Source organism: Afipia sp. GW821-FHT04G03, from assembly GCF_059419985.1.
Genome location: NZ_JBWKSV010000003.1, coordinates 1 through 21,868, shown reverse-complemented (window position 1 = coordinate 21,868; position 21,868 = coordinate 1). Strand labels below are relative to the sequence as shown.

Sequence of the window (21,868 nt, the reverse complement as noted above, 5' to 3'; positions counted from 1 at the left end):
GCGGCGTTGATATGATGGCGCGCCGTCACCTTTTCGTGAAACGAAGAAGTCCCGCTACGCCGATGACAACGCGCTGCGGCAACGCCCGATTTATTTTTCAGATGGTGCGCCCGGACGCTTCTCGCGAAAATCCTGGCGCCGATCAGCGGCTCATGTGAGCGGGCGCCTTCGCGCCCATGCGCGCGGCGCATTTTTCCCGCGCCATGCGTTCGGCGAGTTCGACGATCTTGAGCCGGCCCTGCATGTTGGGAATCGACCGGAACGCGGCCAGCAGGCGCTGCGCTTCCTCGTCCGACGTCACCAGAATATCCTTGAGCATTGTCCGTCCCTGCGACTTAAGCGTCTTTTGGTTAGGCCGTCTCTTAGTCGCTGGACGTTACCATTCGGTTCATGCGCGAATGTGACGGTTTGTCATGCCGCACGGCCATGGTTAAGCGGGCGTGAGCGCGGCGAGGGGAACAATTTTGTTCCGTACGCGCGCTTGCCAATCGTCATGATCAGTTGTTCCGCTCCGTTCTCTTTCGTCGTCCCCGCGAAGGCGGGGACCCATACTCCTGGGCACTCGATATTGTCGCGATAGCGGGCCAACTCTTTCCTTCGCATCACCACATCCGGTGGTTATGGGTCCCCGCTTTCGCGGGGACGACATCGTGGGTGAGCGAGGGCATTGCCTTACTCCGAATCCCAGATTCAATTTTCAAACAGCCGTGCGCGATCACCCCTGTTGTTGTGACGGCGCGGGGGCGCCCGAATTCATCTCATGCGCCTTGCACCCAAATGAGGGCGCGCGGAACGCCGGATGCGCGAGCGCATCCGCAGCCCCGTGTGCAAAAATAAAAAGCACACGAGCGTAGTCACCACGGTTGCGCCGGTTACATCCGGCGTTCCGCACGCGGTGGTGCTCCGGCTTGCTTCGTGCTCTCCCCGGCGAACGCCCGTGGGCTGTCACCGTCGTCTCCGCTGAGGCCGATGCTTCCGGTTGGAAGCAAACGGGGCAGACCGGATTTCGCAGGACCACACGACTTGGGCCGGCGCGGATGTTACGCGTTCATGCAAGCGTTGCCGCCCGCAATCCCGCGCACAGCGTGGTTCGTCTAGCGCTTGCTCGAATGGTTCACACGCCCTTTGTACAAGGAACGCGCCCCGCCATCCTCGCGCGCGCCTGACGCTGCCGCGCCACCGCATCCCGCCCCGCGTATCGTGACGATCGCGAAACGCCCCTCATGACGGGGCAGGACGAGAAGGAATATAGTCCTAGATAGGAAGAATGTCAACCTAGTATGTGATTAAGCAACTCGACTACTTCCAGATGCTTTTGCCGAAATGAGTGCTGAATAACCATCATCCAGCTTCCTAGGAACAATGTGATGAGTTCGACCTGCAAACTCTTTATCCATTTCGAGGAGACCTGTATTTAAAAGGATCATGTCGTTAGCTAGTTCACTAAATACGTTGGTCTGAAACGTATTGATCGTGCGGCTCCCACTTCGATCCTGAAAATGATTGATTATCATCTTGAAAAAGAAGGCATGCTCGATATTCGAAAGGCTTTCAATAACTGTAGCGGGGAGGTGAGAGGCGTATCGCGACAGAATATTCTCGATTTCCTTTGTTTGCTTAGCTCCAAAATATGGAATGTAATCAATCCACTGCATCGCGGGATAAACAGGCGCGTCTCCATGCAGGTTCAAAAACTGGTTTATGGTCGCAATAGATTCTCTTGAAAATGGGGAATCAATTTTTGTGCCGGGAAGCATCGAGTGGGCGAGCAACTCCTCCCAAAATGCGAGAAGCCGATTGTTGATCCAGCATGCTTCTCTATAAGCAACGAAGCGTGCGCCAGCGGACGTCTCGTTCTTGTAATCTTCGACGATCTTATCGACGATGAAAATGGTTACTAATGCAGCAATTCCGTCCGTCCCTAGATTTAAGAAAAATGCTGACACATTGCCTGTGCCAATAAGGCCGATAAATAAGAATAAAAGTGTAGCGCCAACTATCGCAGAAAAAAATGATCTTCGCCGTTCTTTCCAAATCATGGATGGTTTCGATGGCATTTTGAAACTACGGGATGACTTCACACACCTTTTTCCCGCGACATCGTGATCCGCACTCCCGTTTTCGCGACCGTGCAGTGGATGTCGAGGCGGCGGTAGCGTGAGTCGATGTTGTAGCCGCGGATGATGTTGGTGCGCTTGACGCAGCGGCGGGCGCCGTTCTCCGCGTCCTTCTTCGGAATCGTGAACACCAGCGCCGACGCCGTTCCGATGAAATCGTAATAGGCGTCGTCGGGCTTCTTCTTGTCGGTGGAGGCGAACACGTCGTTGCTGCGGTTGCGGCTCTGGCAGCCGAGCGAGGCCTGCTTCACCGCCGGGTGTTCGAGATAGATCACGCCGGCGACCGTCTTGCCGACCTTGAGTCCCGGGATCTGCCCCGCGAGGTCTTTCGCCAGATCGTCGCAGCGGTCGGCGCGGGCAGGGCTGACGCCAAGCGCGGCCACGGCCAGCATGAGCGCTGCTGCGGCGGCTGTAAATCCGGAAAATGCGATGCGTTTTGTCATGGTGTCCCCCGCGCCATTGAAGCGTGCGCGTTACGTTTGTGCAAGGTGTGCGAGGTGAGGGGTGCCATCTTCACCTCTCCCGTTTACGGGGAGAGGTCGGAGGCTTCGCGAAGCGAAGGCTCCGGGTGAGGGGCCACACGGGCCTTGCCCCTCACCCGCTCGCCTGACGGCTCGCACCTCTCCCCGCAGGCGGGGAGAGGTAAGCAAAGTCAAAACCCGTAAATCATCACGCCGACGGCGAAGCCGACAATCATGACGATGCCGAACAGTGTCGGGACGGCGACCAGCAGCGTGGCGCGGCCGAGGTGTTCGTTATGCGCGGCATAGGCGATGGCGCAGGCCGCCATCAGCGGAAAGGCGATGATCTTCGAGAGGGTCTCGACGGCGGAGAACGCGCTCCTGAATTCGAGTCCGTGCGCGGCCACCGACGGCATGTCGCTCAGCCACGTCATGATGATGATTGCGCCAAGCGCAATAATGGCATGGCGCACGCGGCCCATCGCGGCGAACACGATGGCGGCGAGCGCCAGCACCGGATGTGCCGCCAGATGCGCCTTGATCAGCCCGCCGCCGATGCCCGATCCGATATGCGACATGTCGCCGAACAGCACCGGCGCGTCGGAGATGCCGAGGACCGTCTCGATCACCGCCAGGACGATCAGCGCGATGCGCAGGCCCATCATCGGCAATACCGGCTCGGGCGCGGCGGGCGAGGTGTCGGCGGCAGCGGTCGGCGTGGCGGTCGTCATGTCCTCAATCTTTCCTGGCGCGGCGGCTGGCGCGCGGCCGCCCTGCAAGGGGGCATGGGCAGCTTTTGGCCATCTTCCCTTTGTCGGAAAAGCGATTAGAACGGTTCAAACGTCAGCCCTCCAGCGCCTGTCCCCTTGAAAAACCGGCGCTTTTTCGAACCGTGAGACCTCCATGAACGCTCCGATCCCAGTGCCTGCGCCGAAAGCCGTCCCGCCCTACAAGCACACCCCGCTGTTTCCGCTGGGCGCGGACAAGACACCGTACCGCAAGATTACCAGCGACGGCGTCCGCGTCGAGACGGTGATGGGCAAGGAGATGCTGGTGGTGACGCGCGAGGCGCTGCGCGCGCTGTCGGAAGCCGCCTTCGGCGACATCAACCACTACCTGCGGCCGGGGCATCTGGCGCAGTTGCGCAAGATTCTCGATGACACCGAGGCCAGCGACAACGACAAGTTCGTCGCGTTCGACTTTTTGAAGAACGCCAACATCGCCGCCGGCGGCATCCTGCCGATGTGCCAGGACACCGGCACCGCGATCATCATGGGCAAGAAGGGTTTTCGCGTCATCACCGAGGGCGACGACGAGGCCGCGCTGAGCGAGGGCGCGCGCGACGCTTACTTACGCCGGAACCTGCGCTATTCGCAGGTCGCACCCTTGTCGATGTTCGAGGAGAAGAACACCGCCAACAACATGCCGGCGCAGTGCGAGATCTATGCCGAGGGCGATGACAGCTACAAGTTCATGTTCATGGCGAAGGGCGGCGGCTCCGCCAACAAGAGCTTCCTGTTTCAGGGCACGCCGTCGCTGCTGACCAAGGATCGCCTTCATGCATTCCTGAAGGAAAAGGTGCTGACGCTCGGCACCGCCGCGTGCCCGCCGTATCACCTCGCCATCGTGATCGGCGGCACCTCGGCTGAACTCTGCATGAAGACGGTGAAGCTCGCCTCGGCGCGCTATCTCGATGAACTCCCGACCCACGGCTCGCCGGACGGCAATGCCTTCCGCGATCTGGAGATGGAGCAGGAAGTTCTCAAGATGACGCAGTCGCTCGGCGTCGGCGCGCAGTTCGGCGGCAAGTACTTCTGCCACGACGTGCGCGTGATCCGCCTGCCGCGTCACGGCGCGTCATTGCCGATCGGATTGGGCGTGTCGTGTGCTGCGGACCGTCAGGTGCTCGGCAAGATCACGAAGGACGGTGTCTATCTGGAAGAGCTGGAGCACAACCCCGCCCAGTATCTGCCGGCAGTGGAAGAGAAGCTCGGCGGCGAGGTGGTGCAGATCGATCTCAACCAGCCGATGAAGGATATTCTTGGCACGCTCACGAAGTATCCGACCAAGACGCGGCTGTCGCTCACCGGCACCATGATCGTGGCGCGCGACTCTGCGCATTCCAAGCTGCGGGAACGTCTGGAGAAGGGCGAGCCGCTTCCGGATTATTTCAAGAACCATCCGGTGTATTACGCCGGTCCGGCCAAGACGCCGGAAGGTTATGCGTCCGGCGCGTTCGGCCCGACCACGGCGGGGCGCATGGATAGTTTTGTTGATCAGTTTCAGGCAGCGGGCGGCTCGATGGTGATGCTGGCGAAGGGCAACCGCTCGGCGCAGGTGCGCGACGCGTGCAAGAAGTACGGCGGGTTCTATCTGGGCTCGATCGGCGGCTCTGCGGCGAACCTTGCCGAACACTGCATCAAGAAGGTCGAACTCGTGGAATATCCAGAGTTGGGCATGGAAGCGATCTGGCGCATCGAGGTCGAGAATTTCCCGGCCTTTATCATCATGGATGACAAGGGCAACGACTTCTTCAAGGAATTGAATTTGGGGTAGCTCTTACCTCGCCCCGCTTGCGGGGAGAGGTCGACGCGCGCAGCGCGGCGGGTGAGGGGCTCTGTCATCACCGGGATTCGCCCCTCACCCCAACCCTCTCCCCGTAAGAACGGGGAGAGGGAGCATTTACTTCCCCGGCGCGATGCCCTTGAACGACAGCCGCAGCGCGGCTGCGACGCGCGGATCGTTCTTCTTCCACATGCCGTCGCTGATGAGCGAGGCGATGCCGTGCGCGACCGCCCACGCGAGCGACAGCGTATCCGGATCGACCGGCTTGCCCGGATCGGTCTGCACGCCCGCCACCGCGATGCGCAACTGGTCGAACGAGCCCGGGATGCCGTCGGTTTCCGCGCGGCTGTCCGAGCCGAAGCGGCTGAACGCCAGGCGAAACAGCCGCGGCTCGGCGGAGGCGAAGTCGATATAGGCCATCGCTGCTGCGTGTAGCCGCTCCTTGCCTTTCAGATCCGACGTCGCCTTCCGCGTTCGCTTCGCCAGCAGCGTCAGCGCCTCGGCGGCGACGGCGGCGAGCAGTTCATCCTTGTCCGCGAAATGCTTGTAGGCCGCGCCCGACGTCACGCCGGCATCCCGCGCGGCCTCACGCAGGCTGAAACTCTCCGGGCCGCCGCGGCGGACGCGCTCCAGCGCCAGCGCCACCAGCGCGCTGCGCAGGTCGCCGTGGTGATAGGTCTCTTTTTTGACCGGCTTCATGTGACCAGTGTTTACATTGGCGCGGCCAGCGCGTAAAGTATGCACTGTTCACTTCAAGTCATAAACGCCAGGGAGGATATTGCGATGAGCCAGCTTGAGGCCAAAACCGAGCCGAAGCCGTTCTGGGAAAAGGGCAATCTCGCGCCGGTCTTTGAAGAGGTCACCGCGTTCGACTTGCCGGTGGAGGGGACGATCCCGCCCGAACTGAACGGGCTTTACGCGCGCAACGGTGCGAATCCGCGCGAGGGCCATTCGGGCCACTGGTTCATGGGCGACGGAATGCTGCACGGTGTCTCGCTGCGTGACGGCAAGGCGGAATGGTATCGCAACCGCTGGATCCGCACCCCGCGCTTCAACGGCGCGCCGCGGCGGCCGGGTGTTCCCGATATTCGCGCCTCGACCGCGAACACCAATGTCATCGCGCACGCCGGAAAGATCATGGCGCTGGTCGAGAACGCGCTGCCGATGATGATGACCCGCGATCTCGACACGGTCGGCTTCCATGATTACGGCGGCAAGCTCGATACGTCGTTCACCGCGCATCCGAAGATTTGTCCCACGACCGGCGAGCTGCACTTTTTCGGTTATGGCTTCGTGCCGCCGTTCCTGACCTATCACGCGGTGGATGCCAGCGGCGCGCTGATGCGCAGCATCCCGATCCCGACACGCGCGCCGACCATGATGCACGACTTCGCGATGACGTCGGATCACATCATCTTCATGGATCTGCCGGTGGTGTTCGACATGCAGGCCGCACAGCGCGGCACCATGCCGTTCGCGTGGAGCGATAGCTATGGCGCACGGCTCGGCATCCTGAAGCGCGGCGCGGGCATCGAGTCGTTGCGCTGGGTGGAGATCGAGCCCTGTTACGTCTTCCATGTCGCCAACGCCTTCGAGGAGGCGGACGGCGCCATCGTCATCGATGTGGCCTGGTACAACGAGCTGTGGCGCGGCGGGCCGTCGGCGACGACGTTCGACAAGGCGATGCTGAAGCGCTGGCGGATCCCGCCCGGCGCGACAAGGGCGCAGGAGCAGCAGCTCGATGACCGCTCCATTGAATTTCCGCGCGTCAATGAAGGCCTGAGCGGCGCGCATCACAACATCGTCTATTCAGTCGATACCGGCACGGATCTCGCGTCGGAACGATACACCAGCCTGCGCAAGTACGATCTCAAGTCCGGCAACAGCACGGTGCACGATTTCAACACCGGCCTGCCGAGCGAGTTCGTGCATATCGCGCCGGAAGGCAGCAGCAGCGGCGAAGACGACGGCTGGCTGATCGGATTCGTGTACGATCGCACGCGCGCCGCCAGCGACCTGATGATCCTCGATGCGCAACGGATCGAGGCGAAGCCGATCGCGCGGATCGGTCTGCCGGCGCGTGTGCCACAAGGCTTCCACGGCAACTGGATGCCGGGGGTGTGATTTCGTTCGCGCTACATTGCTGATGTGAGGCGCGCGACGCCTCAACGTTCTCAAGCGTCATCACCGGGACAAGCCCGGTGATGACGCTTGAATGTGTTGATCGGTAAGCGGCCTTGATCTTACCGCGGAGCAGGCGCGTCTACGCCCTTGCTCCCTTGAACGGGAAGCTGCCCATCGGGCCGATGCTGACATCGCCGGAGATGGAATCACCGTCCACCTTGCCGGTGAAGGCCAGCGTCAGCGGCATCGGGTCGGTGATCGCCGCCTTCCATGCGACGTCGTTTCCGCTCACCGTACCGTCGACGATGTCGGCTTCGTTGCCCTCGGCGGCCTGCTTGCCGGTCAGCGTTCCGCCATCGGCCTTCAGCGTCAGCGTTGCATCGCGGTCGCCCAGCGGCGTGCTCAAGGTGATCTTCCAGTTTCCGTCGACGGCCATGTGTTACCCCCTCTACGCGTGCCGCAAAGCCTGAATTGGTCTTGGAGCGGAACGCAGCTCCCGCCGATATAGCGCATTTTTCTGATGGGAAAGCGACATTTGTCGCCGCAATTTGTCGCGTGATCACAGCCGTGCCGGAACTCCCGCCCGCGATGGCCGTTTCTCCCGGCGTTTCCCGAGGAGGGGGCAATGGGAGAACTGAAGCGGGACGTGCCCTCGCAAGCAACGCATCTCTGCATCGACATGCAGCGGATGTTTTCCACCGAGGGGCCGTGGCCGACGCCGTGGATGGAGCGGGTGCTTCCTAACACCATTGCGCTGGCGGATCATGCGCCGGAGAGAACCGTCTTCACACGTTTTATCACGCCGCATCGTGCAGCCGACATGCCGGGCACATGGGCGCGCTACTATGAGAAGTGGCCGGAGGTAACGCGGACACAGCTCGATCCGCGCCTGCTGCATCTAATGCCGGAACTGGAGCGGTTCGTCCCGCCGGCAGCGGTCTTCGACAAGATGGTCTATTCGGCGTTCGCCAACGGGCGACTGCACGCCACGCTGCGCGCGCGGTATTGCAACACGCTGATCGTGAGCGGATCGGAAACCGACGTCTGTGTGCTGTCGTCCGTTCTCGCCGCGGTCGATCTCGGCTATCGCGTGATTCTGGCCGCCGACGCCGTTTGCAGTTCATCCGACGAGAGCCACGATGCGCTGACCGATCTTTATCGGCGGCGCTTCGATGTCCAGATCGAGATCGCCGACACGAAGGAGATTATCGCGCAGTGGCGACAATGAGCGTGATTGCGCGCCGGCTTCAGGCGGACGCCGCCGCTGCGGCGCGCAGCTTGCGTGTGACGGCGACACGCATGACGACATAGTTGATTCCGAACGCCACGATCTTGGCTCCCATGGCGATCACCGAGACGTAGATCGCCCACAATTTCACGTCGCCCGTCATGGCGACGGCGATCACGCCAAGTCCAAGCGCGAACATCAGCGCGGCCCAGACATAGCCCGCCCTGATTGCAAGCTCAGGAACGTTGTCGCGAATGATCGGCGGCGAATAGCGCAGCATCCAGCCGCGCCGGAGCATGATCGCGCCGATGGCGAAGTGACCGATGGCCGGTTTGACGAGAACGAAGCGGGGATCCTTTGTCAGCAGCGTGGCGCCACCCAGCACGATGACGAGCGCAAAGCTCGCCCATGTCATGATGTCCAGCGTCTGCTTTTTGATCCGGGCATGGATGAACTGCCCGGCCGCGCCCGCGATGGCGACGCCGGTCGCGATCAGGATGTCGCCCGTCACGCCATAGACCACCAGGAAAACGATGGTGGAGAAGAAATCAAAAAACAGTTGGCGGAGGACCGAAGCCATCCGTCAATCTCACACGCGTCCGGGGGGCGGAGCAAGACCCTTCAAGTTTTCGTAAAGCGGAACGGGCGTCACTTGCGCCGGGGTGGTGGCGTCCTTCGGGCTACAGTGGCAGTTGGGTTGCGCCGCGTTCACCTGCGTCGCATTCAGCGGCGCAAATGTATCGTCGCCTGTCATGCTGAAGCCGGTGAGGGCGAGAACCACAGCGAGGCTCGCCCATACCGGAATGCCTGATCGTGATTGATACGATTGCGTGAGAACGAACTGCGCGACCGCGGCGGCAATCGCCGCGATGGCTGCTATCAGCACGTCGCCGATCAGGAAGAAGCCCGCGAAAAACACCGCGGTGGAAAGAAAGCCGAACAGGGTCTTGGGAATCACCATGGCGCTTTGAAGCGCATGGTTTAACGGGGACAGGGGCAGGCGGGCCATTCGCGGCTCCTTGAAGATCATGACGTTGGACATGTCGTGGCGATCAGGCGGCGGTTGTCGCGATCGCGGCGCGAACGTGCTTCGGGTACCATTGGGTGAAGTAAGTGGCGGCATTGCGGGCGGCGAAAGCGATCGCGGCGCAGACCCACAGCGGCATGCTTGGGAGATAGATCGATACGATGTCCGCCACCAGCATGAGAACGAAAGCCGCGCTCCACACCCAGGTCAGGACGTAGTTGGTCTTGATGAAGCGGGGCAGCTTGCTGGTTTCGGCGTCGACGGCCTCGCGCGCATATTGCAGCGTGAAGGGCTTGCGGATGGCGATCGACACCAGCGCGATCGCGAGCACGCCCGTGTCGATGATGAGGCGCACGGTGGTCGGGCTGAGTTCGTCCCTGGCCAGCAGATGGTATCCGCACAGCGAGAGGAACAGGACCAGCGCGCCGGCGGTGAGCATCTTCAGCGAGCGGCCCTTGAAGAGGTCCCAGCCGATCAGCCCGAACCCCACAGCGGCAGCCGCCGCGAGGCTGATCGTGACCGAGGTCAGCAGCATCAGCGTGGCAAAGGTCGCGAATGGAGCCAGGATCAGAAACAGGGCCATGCCGGCCTCCTGCGGAAATATCTTGACGTTGTAAAGATGCGTTTAGGCCGTCCCACGGGGTGTCGTCAAGCAAAATCTTGACAGCGTCAAAATGCATACCTAGATTGCGTTCATGGGACCACGGAGCGCGAGCAAGCCGTCTAACCGCCCCAAGGCCGCTGCGGGGTTGAAAAAGCCCGTTGTGCCGGGGGCCAAGGCCGTGTCCGTGACCAAAAAAGCGGCTGCCGACGTCAAGGCCACACATCAATCTGACCGCGACCAGCCTTATCATCACGGCGATTTGCACGAGGCGCTGCTGCTGGCCGCCAAGCGCGTGGCCGAGCGCGAGGGACTGAACGGACTGACGCTCCGGGCCGTGGCGCGAGAGGCCGGCGTGTCCCACGCCGCGCCCGCACATCATTTCGGCGATGTCACCGGCTTGCTCAGCGAACTGGCGGCCATCGGTTTCAAGCAATTCTCGGCGGCGCTGGGCGAGGCCGCATGTCTTGCGGGCTCGAGCGAAGCTGCGGCGCAGGGCAGGGCCAATGCCTATGTCGGCTTCGCGCGCGACAACCCCTGCATGTTCCAGTTGATGTTCCGCGCCGAGCGGCTCGATCACGACAGGCCGGTGTTGCACGAGGCGGCGAAGACCGCGTTTGCCAAGCTCGCGGGGATTGTCGCCGCTCGCCGTCACGAAGAGATCGAGCCGGATCATCTGACGTTGCCGCAGGCGGCCGAGATCGCGCGGATCTGGTCGCTGGTGCACGGCTTTGCCATGCTGCATCTGGACGGCCGGCTGAGGCACATCCTGGATGCCGCTCCCGGCGTCACTGAAGAGATGCTGCTGGCCGCCATGCTCAAGGCGCATTGAGCGGCGGGTGATCGTTTTCACCTGACGGTTCTCTACGGCCGCGCCAGTTCGACGGCCCGGCCGCTCGCGCCCACGATCTTCACCTTGTCGGTCCCGCATCTGAAATCGCGCGCCAGCGTATCGGCGGCTTCGCGGGCGAGATCGTTGGCGTTGGGATTGGCTTTCACGTCGACATAGGCCACACGGCAAACGGCGTTTCCAGAATTCGCGCGTATTCCGTTCGCGCCCGCCGACAATCGCGTCACCACGAGAAGTTGCTTGGCGATGGGCCGGCCGTCCTTGCCCTCATCCGCGATGTCCGCGACATGCCAGCGCTGGATCATGGCGAACGGCGGCTTGTCCTTGCCCGGATGGCGCCATTCGATGGTCGGCGTCGTCGAATTGAAGGGGCCGAAACGCTCTTGCGCCGCGGGTTCGTTGTCCGCCGCCTTGCGGTTGCGACCCACCGTTACCGTCTCGCGCAGATCGCCTTCGCTGACCACAACCACAAGCCCTGCAGGTCCACGGCAGATTCGCGTGCCGCCGCCGTCATCGGCGCTGCCGGCGCGGATCAGCCGGCAATCCTTTTCCGCAGTTGAGGTGTAGCTGCTGATATTTTGAGCCGTTTGCCCCGATGCCGTTCTCGCAAGGCCCGCGCAGGCACCAGCCAGCAGCGCGGAGGCTATTTTGACACTGAGGGATTTGCCGGGCATCAACTGGAACCCATTTTGCAAGGCGCCGTTATAAAGGCGGTTGTCGGAGATATCCGCATTGGTCGTGTCAGGCGTGTGGATCGTTCATGTGCTGGCCGCGAAAAGCATGTCATGATAAACGGAATCGCTTTAGAACCACGGCCAACAGGTCCCAGTCATCCTCGTTCAGTTCGTCAGTGAGCCATGCCCGCCATATCGTCCAGCAAGCCCTATCGCATCGGCCGGTCCAAGACCGGGCTCGGTCTCTTCGCCACCCAGAAGATCAAGAAGGGCACCAAGATCATCCGCTATTTCGGGCCGATGCTCGATTCGAAGAACAAGAAGCACGACGACATCGACAACAAGTATCTGTTTGAAATCAACAATCGCTGGACCATCGACGGTTCGGTGCGCAAGAACATCGCCCGCTATATCAACCACGCCTGCCGCCCGAACGCCGAATCCGACGTCAGCTCGCGCAAGCGCAAGGTTGTGATCCGCGCCATCAAGACCATCCAGCCGGGCGAGGAAATCAACTACGATTACGGCACCGACTACTTCAAGATTTTCCTCAAGCCCATCGGCTGCAAGTGCGATCACTGCGAGAAGAAGCGTGCGAAGAAGCGCGCAGAAGCTCGGGAGGAAAAGAAGCGGCTGAAGCTCAAGGCCGAGAAGAAGGCCGCCAAACAGGCGCTGAATGACAACGGCAAGAAGGCAGCGAAGGCCGCAAAATCGAAGGTTGCGCCGAAGCGCAATGCCCTGAGCGGCGTCAAGGCCAATGCACACGCGCGCGGCACCGGCAAGCCGACCAAGACCAAGGCGGCGCGGACCAAGCCGTTAGGATCAAAACCGGTGTCGCGGCTCGCGCAGCCGAAACGCCCGAATCTTGCGAACCGGGCTTCGTCGACCTGATCTCTCTATGATTTGAAGAAAACGCCGCGGCTGGAAATGCCGCGGCGTTTGCCGTTCAAAGTCCCTTGAACATGTTTCCTGCGAGCAGCAGCAGATAGCTGATCCCCAGCGTCGCGAAGCCGTGGCCGCTGATGAATGGAATCTTGACCCGCGCATACACCGTGAGGGCGGCGAAGATCGCCAGAATGATCGACACCAGAAAAATCGGGAATGACGGCGCGCTGAGGTTCATGATGGGTTCCTTGTGAATCCGCGAAAGTTGCCGGATTCAAGCCCGTGCGCGCGCCATGTTGCAAGGGGCAGGACTGTGAGCGACTGTGGATGAATGCCGGGCGGACAATATGTCTCGCCCGGCATTGTCTTTTAGTTGTCACGTCAGTGCGCGGCGATGGCGTCCGCGCTTCTGCGCAGTCCGATGAACTGCAATTCGGCGAACACGCCGACGGCCACCGCCTGCATCACGATGAAGGCCTGTCCCAAGAGGTTGGGCGACACCCAGCCGCTCACCAGCAGGATGAAGCTGTCGATGGCCCAGATCACATTGACCGCGATCACGGCCCAGACTGCCGCCTTCGACATCATGTTCCGCGTGCCGAGGAATCCGACTAGCGCGGCGTAGGCCACTAGAATGAGGCCGGTGTTGCGCAGGAAGGTTTCCGGCAGGTTCAGCAGCGACGCGAAGAAGCCCGCGGCGGTCACCAGCAGCAGCGCGGATGCGCCGCTGAAGATCGCATCGGCCTGAAGGGCGCGGCGAAGAAACAGGGAGGGATTGATCATGGCAGTCTCCTTTGTGCGAGGTGGGTGGTCGATCAGAATTTGCGGCGGCGGGCGAGAAACTGGCGCAGCAGCGTGAACGGGCAGAAGGTCACCGCGCGTTGTTCGGCGGCAGCGACATGCGCGAACACGAACAACCCTGCGTCGTGCAGCAGCGGCTCGGGCATGTTGAGCGAGCGCGCCGCCATCCGGGTCGTGAGCCTGAGCGCCCAGTTGAGCGTTGCGGTGGAAGCGCTGGTTGCGGCGGTCTTGGGACGGGCAGGTCGGTCAAGCGTGGTCATCGGTCATCTCCTGTGATGCGGAAGATGATCCGGCGCGGACCCCAAATCGATTACCTTGCAGGTAATGGAATGCGAGAAACCTGCATGGTAGCGTGGCGGTTCGCTAGTCCGCATCGTTTTCGCAGCGCGGTCTGTTTGCGGACTGGCGAACCAAAGCCACGCTACATTTTCCTAGTGTCCTTTCGAATCCGACGTTCGCTAAAAGGGCGCTGCAAGTGAGGCGAACGTCGGATTCGGGACACTAGATTTTTCGCCATGATGAACCCACCGTCTTCGGCGCGCCGCGCCGTCAAACCGTCAGTCAAGGCAAGGTCCAACGCTTTCGGCGATCACCTGCGCGAGTGGCGGCAGCGCCGCCATCTCAGCCAGCTCGATCTCGCGGGCCATGCCGAGATTTCGGCGCGGCATTTGAGTTTCGTCGAAACCGGCCGCGCCGCGCCGTCGCGCGACATGGTGCTGCGGCTTGCCGAGCGCCTCGACGTGCCGCTGCGCGAGCGCAACGTGTTGCTGGTCGCTGCGGGCTTCGCGCCGGCATTTCCCGATCGCTCGCTCGACGATCCCGCACTGGCCGCAGCGCGGCAAGCAGTCGAGACGGTCCTGAAAGCGCATGAGCCGTATCCGGCGCTTGCGGTCGACCGGCACTGGAATCTGATTTCCGCAAACAGGATGGTGACGCCGCTGCTCGACGGCGTCGCGCCGTCACTGCTCGCGCCGCCGCTGAACGTGATGCGGCTCAGTTTTCATCCGGAAGGTCTTGCGCCGAGCACGGTCAATCTCGCCGAATGGTGCGCGCATCTTCTGGAGCGGCTGCATCGCCAGATCGAGACCACCGCCGATCCGGTACTGGTCGCGCTCTACGATGAACTCAAGACCTATCCGATCCCGGCGCGCACGACGCCGCGCACCAACATGGCCGAGAATGTCGCGGTGCCGTTCCAGATGCGCTTCGGCGAGAACGTGCTGAGCTTCATTTCGACCACCATGATTTTCGGCACGCCGGTGGACGTCACATTGTCGGAACTGGCGCTGGAAACCTTCTTTCCGGCGGATGACAAGACCACGGTCTTCGTGCGCGAACTGGCGAAATCGCTGGGCTGACCGGCTTGCCTTGCGCCTCATTCGGCTTATCTTCCGGGCACATTCAGGCAAGGAACGTCCCATGAGCACCGTGAAGCCGCTGCAAATCGACATCGTGTCCGACGTCGTGTGTCCATGGTGCTATATCGGCAAGAAGCGCATCGAGGATGCCCTGGCGCTGGCAAGCGACGTGCCGGTTCACGTCAACTGGCGGCCGTTTTTCCTCAATCCGTGGGTGCCGCGCGAGGGTATCTCGCGTGACGAATATCTCACGAAGAAATTCGGCTCGCCCGAAGCCTACAAGGGCATCGCGGGCCGCGTGGTCGCGGCGGCGGCGGAAGAAGGCCTCGAGTACAATTCGGATCGTGTGAAGCGCCAGCCCAACACCATCGACAGCCACCGTCTGATCTACTGGGCCCATGCGCAGGGCAAGGCCGCGCAGATGAAGCAGCGGCTGATGGAGCTTTATTTCCGCGATGGCGGCGATCTCACCAGCACCGACGTGCTGGTGCAGGCCGCCGCCGATGTCGGCATGGATGCGGACAGCGTGCGCAAGCGTCTCGCCACCGACGAAGACGTCGAACGGATTTCAAGTCAGGCGCAGGAAGCGTCCGAGAAGGGAATTTCCGGTGTGCCGACCTACGTGTTCGCGCAGAAGTATGCGGTCTCCGGCGCGCAGCCGGCGGATCAGCTGGCCCGCGCCATCCGGCAGGTGTCGGAGGAGATCAATCAGGGGGCGTGATTCCTCAACCCGTCATTCCGGGATGCGCCCTCTTGGGCGCAGGCCCGGAATCCATGCTGCCTTCTGAAGATTGTAGATTCCGGGCTCTCTCGCTGCGCTCGCGCCCCGGAATGACAGGGAGTGAAACTAAGCCGTCGCAGCAGCCGGCGCCGGCAATTTCGCCGGCAGGCACGCCACCGCCACGAAGATGATTGCCGCTGAACTCGCCATCAGGCGAAACAGCGTGTCAAAGCCGTAGTTGCCGTAGACGAACGAAATCATCGGCAGCGCCAGCGCGAACACCGTGAAGCTGACGACATAACGCACGCCGTAGATCCGCGCGCGGGCTTCGCCGCTCGCCATCTTGCCGATCATGAAATCATTGATCGGAATTTGCCCGAACGCGCCGAGCATGAAGCCGAGTGCTGCCGCCAGCGCCCAGGCGTCGTGCAATCCCGGCATCGCCGCAAAGAACACGACCTGGATCGCAGCGACGATCATGAAGACGATGCGCGGGCCGAGCTTGTCGAGCAGGCTGCCGACCACGAGTTGCGCCAGCGAGGCGACCGCGAAGACCACGAAGGTGAGCGCGCCGAGCATGGTGGCGATGTCGCCCTTTGCTGCCGCCACGCCGCTCGCGCTCAACCATTGCGTCATCTCGGTGGCGATGCCTTGCAGGCGCTCGTCGAAAATCTTCGGCAGCGCGAATGTGGTCGACTGGAAGACGAGGCTGGATACAGCGGTGGTGAGAAACACGATCGCCGTCACGCGCAGGATGAGCGCCTTCATGTCGGCGGTCTGCGCCGGTGCGGCGACGGCCGGTGCCGCCACCTTCTGGTGCGCGGTCGAAACCTCGCCCCACTGATGGATAGTGTAGAGCACGCCGACGATGATGGAGAAGATGCCGGGCACCACGAATGCCGCGCGCCAGCCGCCGTGGTCGATGAAGTAGCCGGTGATGAGCGCCGCGCTCGCCACGCCGAGATTGCCCCAGATGCCGTTCACGGCGAGACGCATCCCGGTGTTCTTCCAGCGCTGCGTGACGATGGCCAGACCGACCGGGTGATAGATCGCGGCGAAGATGCCGACGACGAAAAGACCGATGCCGACCTGAAGCGGCGTCTGGGCGAAAGCCGTCGCGATCGACGACGCGCCGATGCCGACGAAGAACACCGCGATCATGCCTTCGCGGCTCCATTTGTCGGCGAGCCAGCCGGCGGGCAGCGAGAACAGGCCGAACGCGAAGAAGCCCGGCGTCGCGTATTTCAGCAATTCGGCGTAGCCCAGTCCCCATTCGCGCGAGAGCGCCAGCGCCGCCACGGTTGCGAAGATCAGCGTCAGCAGGTGATCCAGAAAATGGCCGATGTTCAGAAACAGGAAGTGGATGCGGTCGCGCGTCATGGGAGCCCCGAAAAAGCGATTCTGAGCTAAAAATAGCCTTGGCGCGCTGGCGCTGTCATGCCAATTTTCATCGAGAACGTGCCATCAGGGTTTTTCGGGTCATGCCGCCTCGTCCACGCATTCGCAGCACCGACGCCCGCGACTATCAATCCGTGCCGCGTCCGCTGGCGGCCATGTCGAAGAGCTTCGCGGACGGGCATGAAATTGCGCCGCATCACCATCCGCGCGACCAACTCGTCTATGCCGTCTCCGGTGTGATGCGGATTCGCACGCAGTCCGAAGCCTGGATCGTGCCGCCGGATCGCGCGGTCTATCTTCCCGCGCACATCGAACATTCGATCAGCATGCGCGGCCGCGTGGAGATGCGCACGCTCTATGTCGCGCGCAGGGCGAGCGACGATCTGCCGGATGCGCCGACTGTGCTGGAAGTGTCGCCGCTGTTGCGCGAACTGGTGCTGGCGCTGATCGAGGAGCCGGTGATCTACGACGAACAGGGACGCGGCGGCGCGGTGGCGCTGCTGATCCTGAGCGAGATCGCGAAGGCGCGGCGGCTCTCGCTTGTCATCCCGATGCCGCGCGATCCGCGCCTGCTGCGCGTCTGTCACGCGCTGCTGGCCGATCCCGCCAGCCGTCGCACGCTCGACGGCTGGGTCGATACCGCAGGTGCATCGGCGCGGACGCTGGCGCGGCTGTTCGAGGCGGAACTGGCGATGAGCTTCGCGGCGTGGCGGCAGCGAGTGCGGTTTCACAACGCGCTGGAGGCCATTGTCGCGGGCGAGCCGATCTCGCGCGTGGCAGAGCGCAACGGCTATCGCAGCTCGAGCGCGTTCTCCGCGGCATTCCGCAAGGCGATGGGGCAGGCGCCGTCATCGCTGCGGGTGGAGGGAGTGGTGTGAGGGGTTAAGTCCTCACGCCTTCTTCAGATAGTAGTTCGCGTTCTTGCCGAGCGCGATGCGGCGGATCACGCGGCGCATGGTCTCGGAGGCGCGCAGCGGTTCGATGATCGCGGCAGCCGTGCGGTAGACCACGAGCTTGGCGGCGTCGAGCGCGGGCCTGGCGCCCGGAGCCGCCTGCGGCAGGCCCATGCCGCGCAGCATCGAATTGAAGCGATGCAGGTCGTTCAGGCGGCGCACTTCTTTGGTCTTCCAGGTGATCGCGAGCGAGATCGAGTGCGAGCCTGCGGTTTTCACCCAGTGCGGCCACTGATAGGGAATGTAGCAGCCGTCGCCGGCGTCGAGATTGAATTCGATGCCGCGGGGCCGGAAACTCTCGTTGAACGGCACGTTGCGGTGTTTCACGGTCGAATATTCCACCTGCTCGTCGTTGGCGATCTGGCCGTCGCGGTTGTCATAGACCGCGAAAATCTTTTCGCCATGGATCTGCACGAAGAAGTTGTCCTCGGCGTCCATGTGGAACGGCGTGGTGGAATTCGGCGACGACACGAACAGGAAGCCCTCGATCTGCTCGAAGCCCGCGTCCTTGACGCTGTTGAAGCCCCGCGCGCGCGCCACCGAGGTCAGCGCGTCTTCGAGCAGCGCGCGGTAGTCCGGCGATTTTTCGACGCGCTTGAGCACCATCCATGCGCCCGCGGTCTGGATGCGGTTGACGACCTCGACCGGATCGAGATCGACGGCCTTGACCTTGTCCGGGTCCTGGCTGACGGAGGCGTCGCCGGAATTGTATTCGATCAGGTCGCGCGGCATGTCCGCCGCAAGCTGAGCGATGCGCGACAGCGACAGCAGCGGATGCCCCGCAAGCTTGTGGCGGATCGCGAACGGCTTCAGCGGGAAATCCCGCTTCAGGGCTTCATTGTCGGCGGTGATGACGGGCGCAATGCCGGATGCGGCGTTCATGAGCGTGTCTCCCGGAGTTTTCGGACGATGTGAACCAGACGGCGCGCCGGCTCGCGGATGAGCTTGCGCAAGGCGAGGCCGAGCCGGATGGCCGACACAAAGGGATCGTGGCGGTTGAGCGGGATCAGCACGTCGCCGATGGCAAGGCGTCCGCGCCAGATCGGATCGATCATGGGGTGGCCGGGGATCGCTGTGGAATCGACCATCGCAATCCTGTCGTCGGCGCACATGTGGCGGGTCAGCTCCAGCGTGAGCTGCACGCCCGGAGAGCATTTCGCGAAACTCTCGTCGACGCCGAGCTTGAAGTAGAACGCGCGGTCGAGATGCCGCAGCACGATGGCGGAGGCCACGGGCGTTTCGCCCGCATGCAGCGTCACGATCTCGCAGTTACCGTGAGCGGCGGCGTCTAACACCGCGCGGCGGACGAACGCGGCGTCGCCTTCGTTCTGGGCCAGCGCCGTGCCGCGTTTGGCTTTCCAGCCCGAGGCTTCGAGCGCGAGGAAAATCGCAAGATCGCGCGCAATCTCGCTCGGCGTGGTGGCGATCGTGAAAATCACTTCGCCATGTTCGGCGAGGCGGTTGCGCTGGCGGCGCAGTTCTTTCAGTTTTTTCGGGCCGAGCGCGTCGCGCAGAAGATCGTCGGCGTTGCGTGTCGCATCGAGGCTGGCGCGCGCATGGCTTTGCAGGATGCGCGGCTTCAGTCCATTTCCCGCGAGCGCGCGGGTGAACGCGAGCATCGCCGCGCCGTCGAGCGCGATGTCGCGCAGGATCAGCGCATGGGCGCCGGCGTCGCGCGCCTGCTGCAGCAGCTTGCCTGCGGCCTCGTCGGCGCGATCGCGGTCGAGCAGCGGTGTCGCCAGTGTTCCGTAGGGATCGGCGCTGACCAGCGCCGGCAGCGGAAGGCCGTAGGCGCGCCACGCCGAGATCGCCGGCATCAAACCGATCAGCGCGGGCGTTTCATTCTTTGTCACGGTGTCGGCGGCGGCGGCGAGGGCACTGACGTTCATGCGTCCCTGTGCAAAGGCGTTTACCGCCAGCTCCCACTCCGGCAGATAATATCCGTTGGGCTCGATGGCATTGTCGGCAAGCCTTCGCCAGCGTTCGGCAGCGATGCTGTCGAGCGGCGCGAGCGCGTTTCCGGAAACGGCGCGAATCCCCTCGGGCCGCTCCGTGGCAAAGCTCACCTCGCGGCGCGCGGCGGCCTGTGCTGCATCGGCGATTTCGACCACGTCCCAGTCCCCGTTACGCAATATTTGAGCGCGGAGCTCGATGAGCTGCGCGCGATTGTTTTTGTGCGTTCGTGATCCCGGACGTTAGGCGGCAAACCTCAAAATCGGATTTTGGATTAGGGCTAAATGCGCGGGGCTATTTTTACGCGCCGTTAAGGACGCCGCGGCGCGTGGACGAGGCGCGATTTCGTCAGCGGTATCGGGCTGTCGATACGATACCGCGGCGTGGCGATCGCGGCCCGTGGACTTATCGCGATACCGTTCCAGCATCGGCTTCCGCGACGCGGTTTCATTGACGACGATGGGTTTTGTAAACCGTGTTGCGGTTGTTTTTGTACAGACAGCCGCGCTCAGTCGAACGCGATGCCGTAGCGCCGGCCGCTGCTCCAGACCACGCGGCACCGGGCCATGAAATCGTCCGCCTTGATGGCGAGCCGGAATGTTTGCGGGATCGCCACCGCATTCGCGATATCCAGCGCCGCGCCATTGTCCGACATGTTGCGCACGGTGCAATCGACGCCGGCTCCATTGAAGGTGATGACGCCGCCCTTGAAGACACGGCGGCGTGTTTTCGACCGTCGCTCCGCCAATGGTATGTTCGTCATGGCCGCCATCCTGTGGTTCATATCGGCAGACTAGGGCGTGGCCGGTTGCCGGACGCTAAATCGATGCCCGTCGCTGGGGGCGGCCGCGTTTACAATTGATTCAGGACATTGACGCACCCGAGAGCGTTCAATCCGGCGTGAAGTCGCATCGCAGCGCCCGTTTTTGGGCGCATTGCCCGGTCCTGGTCCCGTCTTGGCCATCGTTTCGGGGTGGGGTAGACTTCGACCGGCTGGCGGCTTGCGGGCCGGGCGATTCAGAATGACACCCTCAAAAGTGACTTTGATTATCCGGGGAGAGTTTCGATGCGCGTGTTTCGGGTTGCGATGGCGATCGGATTGTTGACGATTCCGGTCTCGGTTTCGGCGTTTGCACAAAACATGACGCCCGGCTTCCGGCTGAACGAAACCAAGGAACTGTCGGAAGACGAAATCGCGCGGAACAAGGCCAATGAGGACGCGGCCCGGGCCGCCCGCGCCAAGATCCCCGATGCCAAGCCGAATGCCGACCCATGGGCCTCGGTGCGCAGCGAGCCCGCGGCCAAGGCGCCGAAATCCAAGACGACCGCGAAGTAAGCGACGTTGGGGCGCGCCAACTGAGGCGGCCTTACTGCTTTTTTTCCTCGGGCAGGAGTGCCTTTAAAAGGTTCTGCACCTGAGGCGATTTGATTGGGTCTGGCCGGTCGCAGTCGATGCACTGATATGTGCGCGGGCCTATGCCGCCCGGTGGCAGCATCAATTTCACGGGCTTTCCGCACTTCGGACAGATTCGCTGGTTGATGGGCATTGCGGTCACCGCACCAAAGAGACGGGCAAAATTCTAAATCCTGGGCGCGATAAAGATCGAGTCCATTTTCCAAATTAGGCTACTGCTCAATTCAAATTGAGCCACCAGGGGCTAAAGCAGGCCAGTATTCGCCAATTTGGTGCTGGCCAAATTAGGCCACTCGCGAAATGGAACTAGGCCACTACGGGAACTTGCGGGTTCCGGGCTCTGCCACCATATCGCCAGCACAACAAATGCTGGGGAGGCATAAATGGTGGGTGGCTTTTACAAAGCGCGTTTTTCAAAGTCCGGTGGCGAGACTATTCTCGGTTTAATGACCCTCGCTGGCGGCAAACTTTTCGGCGGCAACAGCGATTTCATGCTTCTCGGCAATTATAAACAGAGTGCATTCGACCTATCCGCTGAAATACAGATCAGCCCGCTATCATTTGATCGAAGATCGGGAATGTTTGGGGAGGCCGGAAGCCTCAATCTTACTGGCCGAGGAAGTGACACCATTTTGTGCGAATGTCATTCGCCCCAGTCGCCCTGACCTGATGGATATTTTGGACCAGCGGGATGGAGATTACTGCATGGCCGCGTTCCGATCCAGATGCAGTATTTCC

27 protein-coding genes are annotated in these 21,868 nt (G+C 62.3%); 10 read left to right on the top strand and 17 right to left on the bottom strand.

The genetic code is table 11. The features are described 5' to 3' along the window. Positions 1 to 142 precede the first annotated feature (142 nt). From AC07UB_RS14565 to AC07UB_RS14550, 4 genes are all read right to left on the bottom strand, one after another. The gene (locus AC07UB_RS14565; protein ID WP_494655117.1) at positions 143 to 319 is read right to left on the bottom strand and encodes a hypothetical protein; all 177 of its coding nucleotides are present in this window, start codon (positions 317 to 319) and stop codon (positions 143 to 145) included. A gap of 967 nt (positions 320 to 1,286) precedes the next feature. Further along, positions 1,287 to 2,039 (bottom strand): hypothetical protein, encoded by a 753-nt coding sequence (locus AC07UB_RS14560; RefSeq protein WP_494655119.1) that lies wholly within the window; start codon positions 2,037 to 2,039, stop codon positions 1,287 to 1,289. Positions 2,040 to 2,077: 38 nt separating this feature from the next. Continuing rightward, the gene (locus AC07UB_RS14555) at positions 2,078 to 2,560 is read right to left on the bottom strand and encodes a hypothetical protein (protein WP_494655121.1); all 483 of its coding nucleotides are present in this window, start codon (positions 2,558 to 2,560) and stop codon (positions 2,078 to 2,080) included. A 209-nt stretch (positions 2,561 to 2,769) separates the two neighbouring features. After that, positions 2,770 to 3,309: a hypothetical protein gene (locus AC07UB_RS14550; protein ID WP_492790184.1), complete on the bottom strand. Its 540-nt coding sequence runs from the start codon at positions 3,307 to 3,309 to the stop codon at positions 2,770 to 2,772. Positions 3,310 to 3,481: 172 nt separating this feature from the next. Here AC07UB_RS14550 and AC07UB_RS14545 point away from each other — a divergent pair, with 172 nt between their 5' ends. Then, positions 3,482 to 5,134: a fumarate hydratase gene (locus AC07UB_RS14545; protein WP_492790183.1), complete on the top strand. Its 1,653-nt coding sequence runs from the start codon at positions 3,482 to 3,484 to the stop codon at positions 5,132 to 5,134. Between the two features lie 126 nt (positions 5,135 to 5,260). On the opposite strand, the gene AC07UB_RS14540 is transcribed toward AC07UB_RS14545, so the two are convergent. Further along, entirely contained in the window at positions 5,261 to 5,842 is a 582-nt protein-coding gene (locus tag AC07UB_RS14540) for a TetR/AcrR family transcriptional regulator (protein WP_492790182.1), read from the bottom strand. Positions 5,843 to 5,926: 84 nt separating this feature from the next. Between AC07UB_RS14540 and AC07UB_RS14535 the strand changes: the two genes are divergently transcribed. Beyond that, positions 5,927 to 7,267 carry a carotenoid oxygenase family protein gene (locus AC07UB_RS14535; protein ID WP_494655124.1) on the top strand — a complete coding sequence of 447 codons (1,341 nt, stop codon included), beginning with the start codon at positions 5,927 to 5,929 and terminating at the stop codon, positions 7,265 to 7,267. 139 nt (positions 7,268 to 7,406) lie between these two features. Here AC07UB_RS14535 and AC07UB_RS14530 read toward each other — a convergent pair whose 3' ends face one another. Next, a complete protein-coding gene (locus AC07UB_RS14530; RefSeq protein ID WP_492790180.1) occupies positions 7,407 to 7,703 on the bottom strand; it encodes a hypothetical protein in 297 nt (98 codons plus the stop codon). A 189-nt stretch (positions 7,704 to 7,892) separates the two neighbouring features. Between AC07UB_RS14530 and AC07UB_RS14525 the strand changes: the two genes are divergently transcribed. Beyond that, positions 7,893 to 8,495: a cysteine hydrolase family protein gene (locus AC07UB_RS14525; protein WP_492790179.1), complete on the top strand. Its 603-nt coding sequence runs from the start codon at positions 7,893 to 7,895 to the stop codon at positions 8,493 to 8,495. Positions 8,496 to 8,514: 19 nt separating this feature from the next. Here AC07UB_RS14525 and AC07UB_RS14520 read toward each other — a convergent pair whose 3' ends face one another. The 3 genes from AC07UB_RS14520 to AC07UB_RS14510 are packed head-to-tail and all read right to left on the bottom strand — an operon-like array spanning position 8,515 to position 10,105. Continuing rightward, positions 8,515 to 9,075 carry an inner membrane-spanning protein YciB gene (locus AC07UB_RS14520; protein WP_494655127.1) on the bottom strand — a complete coding sequence of 187 codons (561 nt, stop codon included), beginning with the start codon at positions 9,073 to 9,075 and terminating at the stop codon, positions 8,515 to 8,517. A 9-nt stretch (positions 9,076 to 9,084) separates the two neighbouring features. After that, entirely contained in the window at positions 9,085 to 9,504 is a 420-nt protein-coding gene (locus AC07UB_RS14515; RefSeq protein ID WP_494655129.1) for a hypothetical protein, read from the bottom strand. A 43-nt stretch (positions 9,505 to 9,547) separates the two neighbouring features. Further along, positions 9,548 to 10,105 carry a hypothetical protein gene (locus AC07UB_RS14510; protein ID WP_494655131.1) on the bottom strand — a complete coding sequence of 186 codons (558 nt, stop codon included), beginning with the start codon at positions 10,103 to 10,105 and terminating at the stop codon, positions 9,548 to 9,550. 112 nt (positions 10,106 to 10,217) lie between these two features. On the opposite strand from AC07UB_RS14510, the gene AC07UB_RS14505 reads away from it, so the two are divergent. After that, positions 10,218 to 10,955 carry a TetR/AcrR family transcriptional regulator gene (locus tag AC07UB_RS14505; protein WP_494655133.1) on the top strand — a complete coding sequence of 246 codons (738 nt, stop codon included), beginning with the start codon at positions 10,218 to 10,220 and terminating at the stop codon, positions 10,953 to 10,955. Positions 10,956 to 10,987: 32 nt separating this feature from the next. Here AC07UB_RS14505 and AC07UB_RS14500 read toward each other — a convergent pair whose 3' ends face one another. Then, positions 10,988 to 11,647, bottom strand: a complete 660-nt coding sequence (locus tag AC07UB_RS14500; RefSeq protein ID WP_494655135.1) for a hypothetical protein — start codon at positions 11,645 to 11,647, stop codon at positions 10,988 to 10,990. Positions 11,648 to 11,830: 183 nt separating this feature from the next. On the opposite strand from AC07UB_RS14500, the gene AC07UB_RS14495 reads away from it, so the two are divergent. After that, on the top strand, positions 11,831 to 12,538 hold the full coding sequence (locus AC07UB_RS14495; protein WP_494655137.1) for an SET domain-containing protein: 708 nt from the start codon (positions 11,831 to 11,833) through the stop codon (positions 12,536 to 12,538). Between the two features lie 55 nt (positions 12,539 to 12,593). Here the strand turns inward: AC07UB_RS14495 and AC07UB_RS14490 are convergent, their stop codons facing one another. From AC07UB_RS14490 to AC07UB_RS14480, 3 genes are all read right to left on the bottom strand, one after another. After that, on the bottom strand, positions 12,594 to 12,770 hold the full coding sequence (locus AC07UB_RS14490) for a hypothetical protein (RefSeq protein ID WP_494655139.1): 177 nt from the start codon (positions 12,768 to 12,770) through the stop codon (positions 12,594 to 12,596). Between the two features lie 143 nt (positions 12,771 to 12,913). Next, positions 12,914 to 13,315 carry a hypothetical protein gene (locus tag AC07UB_RS14485; RefSeq protein WP_494655141.1) on the bottom strand — a complete coding sequence of 134 codons (402 nt, stop codon included), beginning with the start codon at positions 13,313 to 13,315 and terminating at the stop codon, positions 12,914 to 12,916. A gap of 32 nt (positions 13,316 to 13,347) precedes the next feature. Then, positions 13,348 to 13,593 carry a hypothetical protein gene (locus AC07UB_RS14480; protein WP_492790171.1) on the bottom strand — a complete coding sequence of 82 codons (246 nt, stop codon included), beginning with the start codon at positions 13,591 to 13,593 and terminating at the stop codon, positions 13,348 to 13,350. A 255-nt stretch (positions 13,594 to 13,848) separates the two neighbouring features. On the opposite strand from AC07UB_RS14480, the gene AC07UB_RS14475 reads away from it, so the two are divergent. Beyond that, positions 13,849 to 14,691: a helix-turn-helix domain-containing protein gene (locus AC07UB_RS14475; protein ID WP_492790170.1), complete on the top strand. Its 843-nt coding sequence runs from the start codon at positions 13,849 to 13,851 to the stop codon at positions 14,689 to 14,691. 61 nt (positions 14,692 to 14,752) lie between these two features. Then, positions 14,753 to 15,412, top strand: a complete 660-nt coding sequence (locus tag AC07UB_RS14470; RefSeq protein WP_492790169.1) for a DsbA family oxidoreductase — start codon at positions 14,753 to 14,755, stop codon at positions 15,410 to 15,412. Positions 15,413 to 15,538: 126 nt separating this feature from the next. Here AC07UB_RS14470 and AC07UB_RS14465 read toward each other — a convergent pair whose 3' ends face one another. Then, complete coding sequence (locus AC07UB_RS14465) at positions 15,539 to 16,792, bottom strand: MFS transporter (protein WP_492790168.1); 1,254 nt, start codon at positions 16,790 to 16,792, stop codon at positions 15,539 to 15,541. 101 nt (positions 16,793 to 16,893) lie between these two features. Between AC07UB_RS14465 and AC07UB_RS14460 the strand changes: the two genes are divergently transcribed. Further along, positions 16,894 to 17,688: an AraC family transcriptional regulator gene (locus AC07UB_RS14460; RefSeq protein ID WP_494655144.1), complete on the top strand. Its 795-nt coding sequence runs from the start codon at positions 16,894 to 16,896 to the stop codon at positions 17,686 to 17,688. A 12-nt stretch (positions 17,689 to 17,700) separates the two neighbouring features. Here AC07UB_RS14460 and AC07UB_RS14455 read toward each other — a convergent pair whose 3' ends face one another. From AC07UB_RS14455 to AC07UB_RS14445, 3 genes are all read right to left on the bottom strand, one after another. After that, positions 17,701 to 18,645, bottom strand: coding sequence for a cupin-like domain-containing protein (locus AC07UB_RS14455; protein ID WP_494655145.1), 945 nt, complete (start codon positions 18,643 to 18,645; stop codon positions 17,701 to 17,703). Beyond that, positions 18,642 to 19,874 (bottom strand): GNAT family N-acetyltransferase, encoded by a 1,233-nt coding sequence (locus AC07UB_RS14450; RefSeq protein ID WP_494655146.1) that lies wholly within the window; start codon positions 19,872 to 19,874, stop codon positions 18,642 to 18,644. Before AC07UB_RS14450 ends, AC07UB_RS14455 begins: the two co-directional genes overlap by 4 nt. A 350-nt stretch (positions 19,875 to 20,224) precedes the next feature. Continuing rightward, positions 20,225 to 20,479 carry a PilZ domain-containing protein gene (locus AC07UB_RS14445; RefSeq protein ID WP_494655148.1) on the bottom strand — a complete coding sequence of 85 codons (255 nt, stop codon included), beginning with the start codon at positions 20,477 to 20,479 and terminating at the stop codon, positions 20,225 to 20,227. A gap of 303 nt (positions 20,480 to 20,782) precedes the next feature. On the opposite strand from AC07UB_RS14445, the gene AC07UB_RS14440 reads away from it, so the two are divergent. Together AC07UB_RS14440 and AC07UB_RS14435 are read left to right on the top strand one after the other, a co-directional pair. Further along, a complete protein-coding gene (locus AC07UB_RS14440; protein ID WP_494655150.1) occupies positions 20,783 to 21,052 on the top strand; it encodes a hypothetical protein in 270 nt (89 codons plus the stop codon). 461 nt (positions 21,053 to 21,513) lie between these two features. Further along, entirely contained in the window at positions 21,514 to 21,795 is a 282-nt protein-coding gene (locus AC07UB_RS14435) for a hypothetical protein (RefSeq protein ID WP_494655152.1), read from the top strand. The last annotated feature ends 73 nt before the right edge of the window (positions 21,796 to 21,868 follow it).